This window comes from Streptomyces sp. NPDC008139, assembly GCF_042957025.1.
Classification (GTDB): domain Bacteria; phylum Actinomycetota; class Actinomycetes; order Streptomycetales; family Streptomycetaceae; genus Actinacidiphila.
Map to the genome: position 1 here is coordinate 55,170 of NZ_JBIBHM010000012.1, position 14,901 is coordinate 70,070.

The 14,901-nt window shown below is 72.7% G+C and carries 12 protein-coding genes; 5 read left to right on the forward strand and 7 right to left on the reverse strand.

Annotated elements, in window-relative coordinates:
• Positions 1–62: 62 nt before the first annotated feature.
• Positions 63–2,027 carry a molecular chaperone HtpG gene (htpG, locus tag ACFZBB_RS25040; protein ID WP_391126429.1) on the reverse strand — a complete coding sequence of 655 codons (1,965 nt, stop codon included), beginning with the start codon at positions 2,025–2,027 and terminating at the stop codon, positions 63–65.
• A 359-nt stretch (positions 2,028–2,386) separates the two neighbouring features.
• Here htpG and ACFZBB_RS25045 point away from each other — a divergent pair, with 359 nt between their 5' ends.
• Positions 2,387–2,938, forward strand: coding sequence for a YciI family protein (locus ACFZBB_RS25045; protein ID WP_391126432.1), 552 nt, complete (start codon positions 2,387–2,389; stop codon positions 2,936–2,938).
• Positions 2,939–3,013: 75 nt separating this feature from the next.
• Here ACFZBB_RS25045 and ACFZBB_RS25050 read toward each other — a convergent pair whose 3' ends face one another.
• The 3 genes from ACFZBB_RS25050 to ACFZBB_RS25060 all read right to left on the reverse strand — a co-directional run bounded on the left by ACFZBB_RS25050 (position 3,014) and on the right by ACFZBB_RS25060 (position 5,869).
• Entirely contained in the window at positions 3,014–3,634 is a 621-nt protein-coding gene (locus ACFZBB_RS25050) for a hypothetical protein (protein ID WP_391126434.1), read from the reverse strand.
• A gap of 116 nt (positions 3,635–3,750) precedes the next feature.
• Positions 3,751–4,371: a GNAT family N-acetyltransferase gene (locus ACFZBB_RS25055; protein ID WP_391126437.1), complete on the reverse strand. Its 621-nt coding sequence runs from the start codon at positions 4,369–4,371 to the stop codon at positions 3,751–3,753.
• A gap of 184 nt (positions 4,372–4,555) precedes the next feature.
• Positions 4,556–5,869, reverse strand: coding sequence for an ARMT1-like domain-containing protein (locus tag ACFZBB_RS25060; RefSeq protein WP_391126440.1), 1,314 nt, complete (start codon positions 5,867–5,869; stop codon positions 4,556–4,558).
• Positions 5,870–6,123: 254 nt separating this feature from the next.
• On the opposite strand from ACFZBB_RS25060, the gene ACFZBB_RS25065 reads away from it, so the two are divergent.
• The 4 genes from ACFZBB_RS25065 (at position 6,124) to ACFZBB_RS25080 (ending at position 11,380) form a co-directional block, all read left to right on the forward strand.
• The gene (locus ACFZBB_RS25065; protein WP_391126443.1) at positions 6,124–7,005 is read left to right on the forward strand and encodes a sensor domain-containing protein; all 882 of its coding nucleotides are present in this window, start codon (positions 6,124–6,126) and stop codon (positions 7,003–7,005) included.
• Between the two features lie 172 nt (positions 7,006–7,177).
• Positions 7,178–8,593 carry a protein kinase gene (locus ACFZBB_RS25070; RefSeq protein ID WP_391126446.1) on the forward strand — a complete coding sequence of 472 codons (1,416 nt, stop codon included), beginning with the start codon at positions 7,178–7,180 and terminating at the stop codon, positions 8,591–8,593.
• A 440-nt stretch (positions 8,594–9,033) separates the two neighbouring features.
• A complete protein-coding gene (locus ACFZBB_RS25075) occupies positions 9,034–9,480 on the forward strand; it encodes a universal stress protein (protein WP_391126965.1) in 447 nt (148 codons plus the stop codon).
• A 97-nt stretch (positions 9,481–9,577) separates the two neighbouring features.
• Positions 9,578–11,380 (forward strand): prolyl oligopeptidase family serine peptidase, encoded by a 1,803-nt coding sequence (locus ACFZBB_RS25080; RefSeq protein WP_391126449.1) that lies wholly within the window; start codon positions 9,578–9,580, stop codon positions 11,378–11,380.
• Positions 11,381–11,650: 270 nt separating this feature from the next.
• Here the strand turns inward: ACFZBB_RS25080 and ACFZBB_RS25085 are convergent, their stop codons facing one another.
• The 3 genes from ACFZBB_RS25085 to ACFZBB_RS25095 all read right to left on the reverse strand — a co-directional run bounded on the left by ACFZBB_RS25085 (position 11,651) and on the right by ACFZBB_RS25095 (position 14,796).
• Positions 11,651–12,538 (reverse strand): SURF1 family cytochrome oxidase biogenesis protein, encoded by an 888-nt coding sequence (locus tag ACFZBB_RS25085; RefSeq protein ID WP_391126451.1) that lies wholly within the window; start codon positions 12,536–12,538, stop codon positions 11,651–11,653.
• Between the two features lie 198 nt (positions 12,539–12,736).
• Entirely contained in the window at positions 12,737–14,122 is a 1,386-nt protein-coding gene (locus ACFZBB_RS25090; protein ID WP_391126454.1) for a hypothetical protein, read from the reverse strand.
• Positions 14,119–14,796 (reverse strand): SigE family RNA polymerase sigma factor, encoded by a 678-nt coding sequence (locus ACFZBB_RS25095; RefSeq protein WP_391126457.1) that lies wholly within the window; start codon positions 14,794–14,796, stop codon positions 14,119–14,121. Before ACFZBB_RS25095 ends, ACFZBB_RS25090 begins: the two co-directional genes overlap by 4 nt.
• Between the last annotated feature and the right edge of the window lie 105 nt (positions 14,797–14,901).

Consider the following 14,901-nt stretch of genomic DNA (forward strand, 5'->3'; position numbering starts at 1 on the left):
GAGCCGGGGGCCGCACGGCGATCCGTACGGCCCCCGGCCCCAGCGCCCTCAAGAGCCCTGTCTCACAAGGTGCGTTCGAGGCGGTCCGCGACCAGCTTCACGAAGCGGGAGGGGTCGGGGAGTTCGGCGCCCTCGGCCAACAGGGCCAGCTGGTGCACGAGTTCGGTGGTCTCTTCGAGGGCGGGGTCGTCGGGGCGCTCGGCGTGGGTGCGGTTGAGCCCGACGACCAGCGGGTGCTTGGGGTTGAGTTCGAGGATCCGCTTGGCGCGCGGGATCTCCTGGCCCATGGCGCGGTAGATGTTCTCCAGCGCCGGTGACACGTCGTTGGTGTCCGAGACGACGCAGGCGGGCGAGACGGTGAGCCGCGAGGAGAGGCGTACGTCCTTGACCTGCTCGCTCAACAGTTCCGTCATACGGGCGAGCAGGCCCGCGAACTCCTCCTGCTGCTTCTCCCGTTCGGTCCCTGCCTCCTGCTTCTCCTCCTCCGTGCCGAGGTCGACCTCGCCCTTGGCCACGGAGCGGAACTGCTTGCCGCCGAACTCCGGTGCCGTGTCGACCCAGACCTCGTCCACGGGGTCGGTCAGCAGCAGCACCTCGATGCCGCGGGCCTGGAACGCCTCCATGTGCGGGGAGTTCTCGACGGCCTGCCGCGATTCGCCGGTGACGTAGAAGATGTGCTCCTGGCCGTCCTTCATCCGCTCGACGTACTGCGCGAGCGTCGTCGGCGCGTCCTTGTCGTGCGTGCTGGCGAAGGAGCTGACGCCGAGGATAGCGTCACGGTTCTCGAAGTCGCCGAGCAGCCCCTCCTTCAGGACGCGGCCGAACTCCCGCCAGAATGTGGCGTATTGCTCGGGCCGCGCGGCCATCATGTCCTTGACCGTCGACAGCACCTTCTTCGCCAGCCGACGGTGCATCAGCTCGATCTGGCGGTCCTGCTGGAGGATCTCGCGCGACACGTTCAGCGACAGGTCCTGCGCGTCGACGACTCCCTTGACGAAGCGGAGGTACGGCGGCATCAGCGCTTCGCAGTCGTCCATGATGAAGACGCGCTTCACGTAGAGCTGGATGCCGCGCTTGTAGTCGCGCATGAACAGGTCCTGCGGCGCGTGCGCCGGGATGAACAGCAGCGCCTGGTACTCGAAGGTGCCTTCCGCGTGGAGGCGGATGATCTCCAGCGGGTCGTTCCAGTCGTGGCTGATGTGCTTGTACAGCTCGTGGTAGTCGGCGTCGCTGACCTCGTCGCGGGAGCGGGCCCACAGGGCCTTCATGGAGTTCAGCGTCTCGATCTGGGGCTCGGCCTCGGGCTTGGGAGCCGCCGCGTCGGTCCCGTTCTCCCCATCGGCCTCGCCTTCGGGCACTTCGGCTGCGGGCGCGGGCTCCGCGGCCATCCTGATCGGCCAGGTGATGAAGTCCGAGTACCGCTTGACGATTTCCTTGATCTTCCACGGCGAGGTGTAGTCGTACAGCCGGTCCTCGGCGTCCTCCGGCTTCAGCCGCAGCACGATCGCCGTCCCCTGCGGGGCGTCCTCGACGGTCTCCACGGTGTACGTCCCCTCACCGCTGGACGTCCACCGCGTGCCCTCGGTCTCCCCCGCGCGCCGCGTCAGCAGCGTGACCTCGTCCGCCACCATGAAGCTCGCGTAGAACCCGACCCCGAACTGCCCGATCAGGCCCTCGGCGGCGCCCGCGCCCTCGGCCTCCTTCAGCTCCCGCAGGAACTTCGCCGTCCCCGAGTTGGCGATCGTCCCGATGAGCTGGACCACTTCCTCCCGGGACATCCCGATCCCGTTGTCCCGCACGGTGAGCGTACGGGCCTCCCGGTCCACCTCCAGCCCGATGTGCAGGTCCGACACGTCCACGTCCAACTCGCTGTCCCGCAGCGCTTCGAGCCGCAGCTTGTCCAACGCGTCCGAGGCGTTGGACACCAACTCGCGCAGAAACACGTCCTTGTTGGAGTAGATCGAGTGGATCATCATCTGCAGAAGCTGACGCGCTTCCACCTGGAACTCGAACGTCTCGGTCGGCATGGTCCGCTGTTCCTTCTCACATCGCCGGCTGACAGGCACTGACCGCAGCACTGTAGATGAGCCCCCGCCGCCCGCACGTCAGCCTTCGCGGCCCGCGACGAGTTTCCGCCCCGCCGTCCAGCCCCACCCCCGCCACCACCCCCAAAAACCCGACGGATGGCGAGCCGATCACGTACGCGACCGTCTCGCTGCCCTCCGGAGGGCGGACCAGCGCCTGGCCGCCTTCGGCGCGGGTACGCACCGCGACCGACTCGGACCGTCCGCGTCCCCATTCGCTGTCGGGGAGTTCGCGCGGTGGTACCGCGAGGGAACGGGGGTCGGTGAGGGGCGGGGGGAAGGGGGTGGGGGAATCTGGGGGGATGGAGTTTCTCTGTTATCACCGGGATCGGGTCGGGTCGGTCGGGCTGCGGGAGGAGTTGGGGGAGGCGCACTGGGCGTATATGGACCGGTACGCGGAGGGGCTGATCGCGCGGGGGCCGACGATGGCGGGGGACGGGGAGACGCCGACGGGGAGTGTGCACATCGTGGAGGTGGCCGACGCGGGGGCGGCGCGGGCGTTCGCGTTCGATGAGCCGAATTACCAGGCGGGGGTCTACCGGGATGTGCTGCTGCGGCGCTGGCGGAACGCGTTGGGGCGGACCATGTGGGACTTCGCGGGCGGCCGGACCGGCGGGAAGCGGTTTTTGGTGATCGGGCTGGGCGAGGGGGAGGCCGTGGACCTCGATGTGCCGTCCGGGCAGGAGGAGTTGATTGCGTACGGGCCGCTGCTGTCGGACGACGGCGAGCAGTGGCTGGGGACGGCGGCGCTGCTGCGGGCACCGGACGCGGACGCGGCGCGGGCCGTACTGAGCGTGGAGCGGTACACCGATGTGGAGGTCCACGACTGGCAGTTCGGCGGCCGGCCTTCGTGACGGCGGGAGCGGGTGTCCGAATGGTGCGATAGGGGTGCCGAGTTGACGGCCCTGCGCACTCTCAGTCCCGCGCCGCTATGACGTACGCGCGCCGCCCGCGATCGCGACTCTGACGACGGTGACGGTGTCGAAGGCGTCGCCCAGGGAACACAGCACGTCACCGTCTATTGCGTGCAGTTCGAGGCGGTGGACCTGACGCGTCGTGCCGCCCTGGCCGATGGCGACGGAGTCCTCGCGCTCGACGACGCGGATGTCCGGCCAGGGGTGGACGTCGATCCGGGTCGGGCGGGTGATGACGATGCCGCCGTCGAAGACGTGCAGCCGCGGGATGCGGTTGTCGCGGCGCTTCTCGTAACGGAACGCGGTGATCGGCAGCGCGAGGGCGAGGACGAGGAAGGTGACGCCGATCGAGGTGACCACCGGGTTGTACGGGTGGAGGACCAGGCCGATGCCGGGCGCGAGCAGGACGACCGCGAGGCCGAAGGCGACGCAGCCGACGTCACCGCCGCCGAGCGCGTGGACGGCGCGGGAGTCGCCGAAGCCGTGCCTTTGGGCGAGTCGGGCGACTTCGCGCAGGGTGGCCGGGCCATTCGTCCCCGCCGCGTCCCGCGAACCGCCGCCCCCGGCGCCCGTATCCGTACCCGTACCCGTATTCGTACCCGCATTCGTACCGGCTGCCGCTCCCGTGTCCGACATCACCCCGCCGCCTCTCCCCCGCGCCCGACCGCGTACCAACGGCCGTGCCTCTTCTGCTCCTTACCCGCGGGCAGGGGTGCCGTACCTCCGCCTAGGAGGTACGGCTACCGGCACGCCTATACGGCCGCGGCGCGCGGCTCGCGCCACATCGGCCACATGTGAGGCCCGTCCGGGAGGTCGATCGTGCGGCCGGTGAAGACGAAGCCGAGCCGCTCGTACAGGCCGCGGCTGCGCTCGCTGCTGGCCTCCAGATACGCGGACAGGCCGTCGCGGTCGCAGCGTTCGAGGACGGCGGAGATCAGTTCGGTGCCGCGGCTCTGGCCCTGCAACTCCGCGTCCACGGCGATGAGCAGCAGGTATTCGTGGGCGGGGCCCGTGGGATGGCCCTCGCCGAGGATGCGGGCGATCTGCTCGACGCGCTCGTTGGCCGGGTCGACCGCCTCGCGGAAGGCGGCGGGGTCGTCGTCCGCGTGCGCCTGGGCGTCCTCGGGCGCGTCGGTGGTCGCGGGTATCGACATCCACAGGGCGACCGCCTTGCCGTCCTCCGTCATGTCGACGTAGCCGTCGGCGAGTACCTGGTCGGCGAAGGCGCCCATCAACGACGCGTGCTTGCGCAGCCGGTGCTCCGGGTCGGGGAAGACCCAGCTACTCACGGGGTCGTTCCTGAACACCTTGTCCAGCACCCCGACCACGACCTCCCGGTCGTCCGCCCCGGCCCTCCGGATCGCCACACCCATCGCCCTGTCCGCCCTTCACGTCGTCGTCCTGTGTCGTCTCACGTTGTCGGTGCGCGCTGCACCGCACGCGTCCGGTCAACTGATCATGCGCGTGCGGCGGTTGCAGCCTAGAGGGTGCGGCCCCGCGTGTCCGGGCGTGCCGTGGAAGTGGGCGGAGACGGTCCTTCCCCGCGGGTCCGGAGGTTCAGACCGTACGCACCTGGACGACGGCGTACGTCCCGCTCGTACGCCAAGCCCCGCCGTTCGCCGCGCTGTTGGCGTCGAGCGCGGCGACCGTACCGGCGTCGAGGCCGACGATCACATCGGACTTGAGGGTGCGCAGGGCGGCCAGCGGACTCGGGAAGTAGCCGGTGGGCAGGGAGAATGCGGTCGTCGGGGGCCACAGGCGGTCGCCCACCAGGCGGCGGTAGTTGAGGTCGCCCTTGAGCACCGTCAGTGTGGCGCGGCCCAGTTCGGCCCGCAGATCGGCGGGCATGTCGGCGTACGGCAGCGGCGCGCAGGCGAACGGGTGCGCGCGGACGGCGAGTCGGCCGGTGCCCAGCGCCGACCACAGCCGCGCGCCGGTCTCCCGCGCTCTGCGGCCCGGCGCCTGTCCGATCCGGCGCAGGCAGTCGACGACGTCCGAGGTCGTCGCGTCCGAGACGAAGTACGGGTACGGCTTCACGTGCAGGACCGCGGTGGCGGCGCGGCCGGTGTGCAGGAGATGGTCGATCAGGATCAGGTCGGGGATCAGCTCGCGGCCCGCGTTGTCGGCGATCACGGTCACCGCCGCGGTGCCTGGCGGGGCGGCGGCGAGGTGCCGCCAGAGGGCGGCGCTGTCGTCGGCGAGGAGGTCGTCGGAGGGGGTGCTTGTGGGGGCGTTGGTGGAGGACGCGTTCGCCGTAGAAGCTTCTGCCGAAGGCGCTTTCGTGGAGGACGCGTTCGCCGTAGACCCGTTCGCGGAGATGCGGAAGCCGAGGTCCGCGCGGTTGCCCCACAGGGCGCCTTGGAGCACGGCGCGGTCCCGGTCGTCCGGGGCGAGGTCGTCGAGCGCGTCGAGGGCGGCCAGTTCGTCGGCGACCTCGGGCCCGGTCAACTCGGCGCGCTTGAACGGCGCGAAGGGGTCGACGCCCTGCCACGGCCCCGGCCCGAAGTAGCCGACCGCGTCCAGCAGCCGGCGGTAGAAGTAGCTCTCGGCCCACAGAAAGGGCACCTCGTACCACGACATACGGCCGACGTACGCCTCCGCGCCCCATTCGGCCCACCGTCGGACGTCGTCGGCGCGGGTGCGGGTGTCGGGGCCGGTGTTTGTGTGGGTGTGGGTGTGGGTCGACAGCGGGCCGATCGGCGGGCCCGACGTCGCGTCGGCCGAGGCGGGCGCGGCCGTCTCCTCCACGAGCGCGTCGAGTGCGCGGCGCTGCTCGGGCGGGTACGGGAAGGCGTCCGCGACCTGCCTGATCAGCGCCGGGTGGCGGTCGGCCAGCACGCTCCTGGCGAAGGAGCCGGGCGTACCGCTCATGACGACGGGGGCGACGGGGGCGGCGGGGGCGGCAGGGGCCGCGGGGTCTGACGGGCCGACGGGGTCCGACGGGCCGGATGGGCCGGATTCGGGCGGGACGTCTCCTGTTTCGCGCACCGTTCAAGAATGGCAGGGGGTGGGGCTGGCCCCACCCCCGACCGGCCGGGCTGCCGGATGCCGCGAGAGGGGTGCCGAGCGGGATCGTCTAGGCATCAGGACGGAACGGTCCCCACCGCGATGATTCGAGGCCAGCGATGACCGCCAGCACATTCCCCCACGCCACTCAGACCGCCGCCGCTCAGGCGTCCGCCACTCAGACCGCCGCCGCTCAGGCGTCCGCCACTCAGACCGCCGCCGCTCAGGCGTCCGCCGCGCAGCCGCGCTCCTCTCATCCCGCCGCCGCGTCGCAGGCCCGGCCCGGCCTGCTGTCGGCTCCGGACGCCGAGCATCCCGCGTACGGTTCGCCCGCGAAGGGTCCAGGGCCCGGCCGCGTCCCGCCCGGCTTCTGGCGCGCGCCCTTCTCCGCCGTCACCTTCCGCGAGGTCGGTTACGCGCTCACGTCGCTGCCGATCGCGATCGCCGGATTCGTCTTCGCCGTCACGATGTTCGCCGTCGGCACCAGCCTCGCCCTCACCGCGATCGGGGTGCCCGTCCTGGCCGCGATGCTGACCGGGGCCCGCGCGCTCGGCGGCGCCGAACGTGCCCGCGCGGGGAGCCAACTCTCCCTCCGCGTCGGCGAGCCCGCCCCCGTCCCCGCGCCCCGTACCCCCGGCCGCTGGGCCGCCATGACCGCCAGACTCCGCGACGCCTCGGCCTGGAAGGCCCTCCTCTTCCAGGTCCTCCTGTTCCCCTGGCGCGTCGCGAGCTTCGTCCTCACCCTGACCTTCCTCCTCACCGGCTGGACCGTCGCCCTCTACCCCGCCTACGCCTGGGTCTTCCCCCGTTACGTCGACTGGCCCGGCTACCGCCTCTTCGAGTACACCTCCGGCGGCGTCCACCACGCCTACTACCTCTCCTCCCCCCTCCAGGTCGCCGGCGCCTCCCTCCTCGGCCTCCTCCTCGTCTTCCTCACCCCGCCCCTCGTCCGCGCCCTCACCACCGTCGACCGCGCCGCGATCCGCTCCCTGCTGTCGTAGGGCGTGTCCGCAAATTCCCGCCTGGCCGCCACCGCCCCTCACGCAAGAGACCAAGTCCCAAAGGGGCGCGGGTGCGTGGCCCGCACCCGCGCGAAATGGGGGACCGCACCCCGCAGAGGGACCGTCATACTGGGCGCCTGGCCAGACGGGGGACGCGAGGAGGCGGCTGGGCGTGCAAGGCCCGAACGACACGAGCGGCACGAGCGATACGAACGGCACGAGCGCCTCGAACGGCTCCAACGGCTCCAACGGCACAGCGACAGGCGCCGACGCGAAAGCGACCCGCATCGGAAGCTACGTCGTCGTACGCAAGCTCGGCGAAGGCGGAATGGGCCTGGTGTACCTGGCCCGTTCGCGCGGAGGCCGCCACGTGGCGGTAAAGGTGGCGCGGCCGGAACTCGCCGCGGACCCGTCCTTCAGGGAGCGCTTCCGCGCCGAGGTCGCCGCGGCGCGCATGGTGGGCGGTTTCCACACGGCGCCCGTGGTGGACGCGGACCCGGACGCGGAGGCCCCGTGGCTGGCGACGGCGTACGTGCAAGGTCCGACGCTCGGCCAACTGCTCGCCGCGCGGGGCCCGATGGGCGAGGAACAGCTCAAGGCGCTGGGCGCCGCCCTCGCCGAGGCGCTGGAGGCGATCCACCGCTGCGGTCTGGTGCATCGCGATCTCAAACCAGGCAACATCATCATGGCCGAAGACGGCCCGCGCGTACTGGACTTCGGCATCTCACGCGCCGTCGAGAACACCCGGATCACCACCACGGGCACCTCCTTCGGCACCCCCGGCTTCCTCGCCCCCGAGCAGGCCGAGGGCCGTGACGTGGACGGCGCCGCCGACATCTTCGCGCTCGGCGCGGTCCTGGTGGCCGCCGCGGGCGGCAGCGCCTTTGGCGGCGGCACCCCTGTCGCCCTGATGTACCGCTCCGTGCACCACGAGGCCGATGTCTCCGCCGTCCCGGAAGCGATCCGCCCGATGGTCGCGGCCTGCCTCACGAAGGAGCCGTCCCACCGCCCGAGCACGGACCAACTCCTCGACTGGTTCGGCGATTCGGGTACGGGCGAGGCGGGTACGGCCGACGCCCCGCACCGCACCGGGGACGCGGCCCCCCGCACCTCGGACCCGCGGCCTCCCGTGCCCACGCCTCCTCCGGCCACCGCCAACCCGTACGCCCCAGGGGCCGTTCCGCCGCCTCCCTCGTACGCGCCCGGCGTCCCCGGTCCGTCGATCCCGCCGTCGACCTCGCTGGCCACGGCCTACCCGGCGCATTCGCCCGCCCCGGTCCCGGGCACCCCGGCGTGGTCGCCGGAGGACGACGTCCCCGAATTCCTGGCGATGGACCGGAAGAACGCACTACTTGCGGACGATTACGGCATCTCCCTCGGCGAGAACGGCCAGACCGTCGACCTCCCCTGGCCGGTGATCCGTTTCGCCGAGTGCGTCGTGGAGGACCACGAATCCGTCTTCCGGATGGCCGTCGTCCTGACGAACGGCACCATCCGCACCGGCCGCGTGTCCAGCCGCAGCCTGGCCGAACTGACCGAGTGGGCCATGCGGTTCACCCTGGTCCGCGACCGCTACCTCCGCCAGTAGCCGTTTCCCACGGCCACAGCGGTGAGCCGCGCAGGCGCCAACTCCGTATCCAGCGAAAGCGGCGCGCGCCTCCGCGTCCACGACGGTGCGGGCCGCGCGCGCCGACCCGGCCGGAGAGCCGGACGCGTATCCGACGCGCACCGCCGACCGCCCGAAATGCCCCGCCACGCACCGCTTGTCGCGCACGCTTGGCGTGTGGGCCGACCGTATCCGGGGTCGGACGGGCAAGCGAGGCGAGGGAGACGGCCATGAGCGAGGCGGCGCGGGACACGGGGACGGGCACGGCAGCGGGCGCGAACGCAGGCGCGGGCGCGGGCGCGGGCACGGGCACGGGCGCGGGCACGGACGCGGGCACGGGCGCGGACGCGGGCACGGGATCAGGCGCCGATTCCGGCACGGGCTCCGGCACGGGCTCCGGTACCGGCACGGCCGCGGGCCGGATCGTCGTCGGGGTCGACGGTTCGGAACCGTCGATCAAGGCGCTGCGCTGGGCCGCGCGGCAGGCGGCCCTGACCGGCGACGCGCTGGAAGCGGTCATCGCGTGGGAGATGCCGTCGGCGTACGGCTGGGCCGGGCTGCCGGGGCTGCCCGACGACGTCGATCTGGAGGCCAACGCGGACCAGATCCTGGCGCGGGCCGTCGAGGCGGCCCTCACCCCGGAACAGGCAGCGACCGTCACCCGCCGTACCGTGCTCGGCAACCCGGCCCAGGCCATCCTCGACACCGGAGAGGGCGCCGACCTGATCGTGGTGGGCGTTCGCGGCCACGGCACCTTCCGCTCCACCCTCCTCGGCTCGGTCAGCCACACGGTCACCGTGCACGCCTCGTGCCCTGTCGTGGTCGTACGCGGCACGGCGGACACGGCCCCCGCGCGCGGCGCGTCGTGACGCCGCCGCGATGATCCGCGGCGGCCGGGCACGGAGTTATCCACAGGCTGTGAAGAGTGGGTGCCCGAATGTGGTCGGGGCGGAGCATCATGGGGGCATGAACGAGATCACCGGATCCCCGGCGGGATCCATGCCGGAGTGGGAGAAGCGCTTTCGGGCGCCGCGGGTCGGGCTGCCCGAGTGGGCCGAGGACGCCCCGGACCGAAGCCTGTTCGTGTCGAACGTGACGGGGACGTACGAGCTGTACGCCTGGGACCGGGCGACGGGCGGGCGACGGCAGGTCACCGACCGGCCGAACGGGACGACGGACGGCACGCTGAGCCGGGACGGCGCGTGGGTGTGGTGGTTCTCGGACACGGACGGGGACGAGTTCGGGATATGGATGCGGCAGCCCTTCGCGGGCGGTGAGGACGTACCGGCGGCGCCCGGCCTGGAGGCGTCGTACCCGGCCGGTCTCGCGCTGGGCCCCGGCGGCCTGGCCGTGGTCGGGCGGTCCACCGACGACGAGGGCACGTCGGTGTACGTGGTGCGGCCGGACAGCGAGCCGGTCGAGGTCTACCGGCACGCGGAGTCGGCGAGCGTCGGCGACCTCTCCGAGGACGGCACGCTGGTCGTGATCGAGCACACCGAGCACGGCGACGCGATGCACAGCGCGCTGCGGGTGCTGTCGGTCGCGGACGGCTCGACGGTCGCGGAGCTGGACGACACCGACGGCGGCCGGGCCGAGCTGGGCCTGGACTGCCTGGGATTCGCCCCCGTCGTCGGCGACACCCGCCTCCTGGTCGGACACCAGCGGTCCGGCCGCTGGCTGCCGATGATCTGGGACACCGCGACCGGCGTGGAGACGCGGCTGGCCATAGACCTGCCAGGCGATGTGCACGCCGAGTGGTATCCGGACGGCTCGGCGCTGCTCGTCGTCCACGACTACCAGGCGCGCGGCGAGATGTTCCGGTACGACCTGGCGGCCGGCACCCTGGCGCGGCTCGACACCCCGCCGGGTTCGGTCAGCGGCGCCACCGCCCGGCCCGACGGGACGGTGGAGTATCTGTGGTCGTCGGCGCAGCGCCCGCCCGCGGTGCGGTCCACGACCGGCGCCGTCGTGCTGGAGGCGCCGGGGCTGCGGGCACCGGAGTCGGTGCCGGTGGAGGACGCGTGGGTGGAGGGTCCCGGCGGCCGGATCCACGCGCTGGTCCAGAAGCCGGTCGGCGAGGGCCCGTTCCCGACCGTGTTCGAGATCCACGGCGGTCCCACCTGGCACGACTCGGACTCCTTCGCGGCGGGTCCTGCGGCCTGGGTCGACCACGGCTTCGCAGTGGTCCGGGTCAACTACCGCGGTTCGACCGGCTACGGCCGGGAGTGGACGGACGCGCTCAAGCACCGCGTCGGCCTGATCGAGCTGGAGGACATCGCGGCGGTCCGCGAGTGGGCCGTGTCCTCGGGCCTCGCCGACCCGCGGCGGCTGGTCCTGTCCGGCGGCTCCTGGGGCGGCTATCTGACCCTGCTGGGCCTCGGCACCCAGCCGGAGGCGTGGACGGTGGGCATAGCGGCGGTCCCGGTCGCCGACTACGTGGCCGCGTACGCCGACGAGATGGAGGCCCTCAAGTCGCTGGACCGCACCTTCTTCGGCGGCTCCCCCGAGGAGGTCCCCGACCGCTTCGAGGCGTCCTCCCCGCTCACCTACGTCGAGCGCGTGGCCGCCCCCGTCTACATCAGCGCGGGCATGAACGACCCGCGCTGCCCGATACGCCAGATCGACAACTACGTCGAGCGGCTGCGGGAGCTGGACAAGCCGCACGAGGTATACCGGTACGACGCGGGGCACGGTTCGCTGGTCGTGGAGGAGCGGATCAAGCAGGTCCGTCTGGAACTGGCCTTCGCGCTGAAGCACGCGGGCGAGTAGGCGGTAGGTCGGCAGGGCGGTAGGGCCGGTGGTCAGCCGGGGTTGGACCGGGCCGGGTCCGACCCCGGGGCGCCCCCGGGCCTCCGGCCGGCGGGCGGGCGGATGGGCGTACGGCTGGACGGCTGGACGGCTGGACGGCTGAACGTGCGGCTCGACACCCGGACAGGCGTCAGGACGGTCGTCCGGGTTCGCGTACGGCTGAACGTGCGGCTCGACGCAGGCCAGTCGTCGGGCTGGACGTGCGGCCAGAGTGCGCCTCGGCGTACGGCTCTAGGCGTCGGCGGACGCGGACGCGGTGACGACGGTGTCCGCCCGGTCCGCGCCGGAGGCGTCCGGCCCGGGCCCCGGCTCGTCGTCACCGTCGTCGGGGACGAGACCCAACTCGGCGTCGGCGCGTGTCTCGGCCTCGCGGCGGGCCAGCCGGAACCACATGAAGACGACGAAGCCGGCGAAGACGAACCACTCGCCGGTGTAGCCGAGGTTCTGGAACGCCTTGATGTCCAGACCGCTGTTGGGGGCCGCCGCCGGGGGCACCGCCTTCAGCGGCGCGGCGGGGTCGCTCGCGGTGATCCAGCCGCTGTAGACGGGGTAGGGCAGCACATTGACCAGCGAGGCGGCGCTGATCATGCCGAGCTGTCCGGAGGGCAGCGCGCCGTTGGACTGCACGCCGTCGGTGCCGGTGCTCTCCGGGTACTGGAGGGCGCCGGTCACGGTGACCTCGCCGGTCGGCGCGGCCGGTACGGCACCGGTACGCGCGGCGGCGGAGGCGTCGCCCGGCAGCCAGCCGCGGACGACGGGCAGGGCGGCGCCGTCCGCGCCGACCCGCAAGGGGGTCAGTACGTAGTAGCCGTCGTGGCCGTCGAGGGTGCGGCCGGGGACCAGGAGCTGATGGGAGGAGTCATAGCGGCCGGTCGCGCTCACCGAGCGTCCTGAGGCGCCGTCGGGCACCTGGGTGCGCGGCTGCGGCAGCAGTGTCGCCAACGGCACCGCCGCCTCGGCGACGGCCTTGCCCTGGGCGTGCTCGGCGCTCTTGTGGGAGTCGACCCGCAGCTCGAACCGGCTCAACTGCCAACTGCCCATGAAGACGCAGAACGGCACGGCGAGCAGCGACAGCACGCTGACCGCCAGCCAGCGCGGGGTGAGCAGGAACCGGTACACACCACAACGGTACGGGGGGCCGTTCGCGGCCCAGCAACCGGGGACCCGCACCGGCCCGGAGCCGACGCCGGGCGCGCGGCCAGGCGCAGCGCTCGGCCCCGGTGGCCAGGAGCACCGGCCCTGGTCCCGCGAGGTGCGGGGAGGTAGTCCGGGGAGAGTTCCCCGAAGTCGCCGAAGTCCCCGGAGTACCCGGAGGCCCTACGAGCCGGAGCCGGTCGCTCCCGAGTCGGTTCCGGTGCCGCCGCTCGTCCCCGTACCGGGGGTGGTGTTGCCGCTGGTGGTGCCGGGGAGCGCGGCCGTCGTGTAGAGGGTGCCCGCGCAGGCGTTCTGGATGACAGGGCCCTCGACGACGGGGGCGCCCGCGGCCGGGGTGTGGTTGAGGGCGACGCTGCCGGGGGGCGGGCTGGTCGGCGGGTCACCGCTGCCCAACTGGGTGGAGGTGCCGTTGCTGCCGCTGCCACCGTCCGTGCCGCTGCCCGGGTCGGAGCCGGTGGGGCCTCCGGTGCTCGCGGGGTCGCTCGACGTCGGCGTGGGCGTCGGGGTGGTCGGCGCAGTGGTGGGCGTCGTGGGGCAACCGCCGGTGCCGGTGCCCGCGGGAACCCACGCGAACTGCACCTCGTAGGTGTCGCCCGGTGCGAGCACCACGGGTCCGTCGACGCCGGAGGGCAGCCTGCTCGCCGGGTCGCCCGGGGTGTGGCCGACGACCTGGATACGGGAGGGGTCGGCCGAGCCCTCGGCGAGCACCTGCACCTGCCCGCTGCCGGGGACCGTACAGGGGACGCCGGAGACGTTGGCGACGCGGAACCAGCCGTAGACGCGGCCGGAGGAGTCCGGGGAGTCGGCGGAGCTGGTGCCCTGGCCGAGCTGGGCGCTGGAGCAGTCGGGCGCGGAGACCGCCGCCGAGTCCGAGGGGGTGGTGGTCGCGGGCGGCGGATCGTCGGTGGGGCTCTTCGACGAGGTGCCCGCGCCGCCGGTGCCGGTGGCCGCCTGGCCCGAAGAGGGGCCGCCCGCCCAGTAGTTGGTGTGGCCGTCCTGGCCTGGGGCGGAGGCGTGGGTGCTGGAGACGTTCGCCGGGAGGGCGTTGGTGCTGCTGGAGGTGTCGGCGGCGTGGATCAGCGCGGGCACCGCCATGCCGGCCAGCACCACGGCCGCCGCGGCACCGGCCAGCGCCTGCCGACGGTGCTGCCTGCGGGCCGGGATCGCGCGCCGCAGGTGGTCGAGCGCCTCGGGGGACGCCTCTATGCCCTGGACGGCGTTGTGCAGCAGCGCACGCAGCGCCGCCTCTTCCGGGGTGTGCTCGACGCCGTCGGCACTGTCGAGGTCGAGTTCGAGACTGGCGAAGTCGAAGCCGCCGTCGAGGCCGAAGATGCCGTCGGAGCCGGAGCCGGAGCCGGAGCCGGAGCCGGAAGTGCGGTCGGCGCCGGAAGTGCGGTCGGCGCCGGAGCCCGAGGCGTCAGCGGCGTCGGGGGAGCCGAAGCCCAGGTCGCGGACCCGGTCCTCGCCGTGGTCCGCGCCCTTGCCCTGGTCCTGATCCTGGTTCTTGTTCTGGTCTTCCATACCGTGCGCGTCGTCGGGGGTGGTCATGCCGTCGCCTCCATCGCGACGCGCAGCGCCGCGATGCCTCGCGAACCGTACGCCTTCACCGAGCCCAGGGAGATACCCAGGGTCTCGGCGACCTGCGCCTCGGTCATGTCGGCGAAGTATCGCAGCACCAGCACCTCGCGCTGCCTGCGCTGAAGCGTACGCATCGCGGCCTTGAGCTGGTCGCGCTCCAGGATCTCGTACGCGCCCTCCTCCGCGCTCGCCATGTCGGGCATCGGCTTGGAGAGCAGCTTCAGGCCCAGGATGCGGCGGCGCAGGGCGGAGCGGGACAGGTTGACGACCGTCTGGCGCAGATAGGCCAGGGTCTTCTCCGGCTCGCGGACCCGGCTGCGGGCGGAGTGCACCCGGATGAACGCCTCCTGGACCACGTCCTCGCAGGAGGCCGTGTCGTCCAGCAGCAGCGCGGCGAGGCCGAGCAGTGAACGGTAGTGCGCGCGGTAGGTCTCGGTGAGGTGGTCGACCGTGGTGCCTACTGCCATCGCCGAGTCAGAGTCCTCGCCTTCCGCGGCCGTGACCCGCACGACCGGCCAGGGCGCGATCACCGGGATGCCACCGGAGAGCGCACCGGACACCGACGTGCGTGGACGCGGCAGCCGGGGCGGCGCGATCGTCCCGTGCCGTCCGAATGCCGCCTCGATACCCAGTGCCTCCGCCACGACTGTTGGACACGCATCCCCCCCTCAGGGTTGTACGCGCAAGACACGCCGCTCGACGGAGCGTCAAATATCCCCATGCGTACCAGCTCTTCCTCAACGCCCTGT

Bases quoted from the DNA above. Each gene is read 5' to 3' on its own strand.
- htpG (WP_391126429.1), bottom strand. From the start codon at position 2,027: ATGCCGACCGAGACGTTCGAGTTCCAGGTGGAAGCGCGTCAGCTTCTG.
- ACFZBB_RS25045 (WP_391126432.1), top strand. From the start codon at position 2,387: ATGGAGTTTCTCTGTTATCACCGGGATCGGGTCGGGTCGGTCGGGCTG.
- ACFZBB_RS25050 (WP_391126434.1), bottom strand. From the start codon at position 3,634: ATGTCGGACACGGGAGCGGCAGCCGGTACGAATGCGGGTACGAATACG.
- ACFZBB_RS25055 (WP_391126437.1), bottom strand. From the start codon at position 4,371: ATGGGTGTGGCGATCCGGAGGGCCGGGGCGGACGACCGGGAGGTCGTG.
- ACFZBB_RS25060 (WP_391126440.1), bottom strand. From the start codon at position 5,869: ATGAGCGGTACGCCCGGCTCCTTCGCCAGGAGCGTGCTGGCCGACCGC.
- ACFZBB_RS25065 (WP_391126443.1), top strand. From the start codon at position 6,124: ATGACCGCCAGCACATTCCCCCACGCCACTCAGACCGCCGCCGCTCAG.
- ACFZBB_RS25080 (WP_391126449.1), top strand. From the start codon at position 9,578: ATGAACGAGATCACCGGATCCCCGGCGGGATCCATGCCGGAGTGGGAG.
- ACFZBB_RS25090 (WP_391126454.1), bottom strand. From the start codon at position 14,122: ATGACCACCCCCGACGACGCGCACGGTATGGAAGACCAGAACAAGAAC.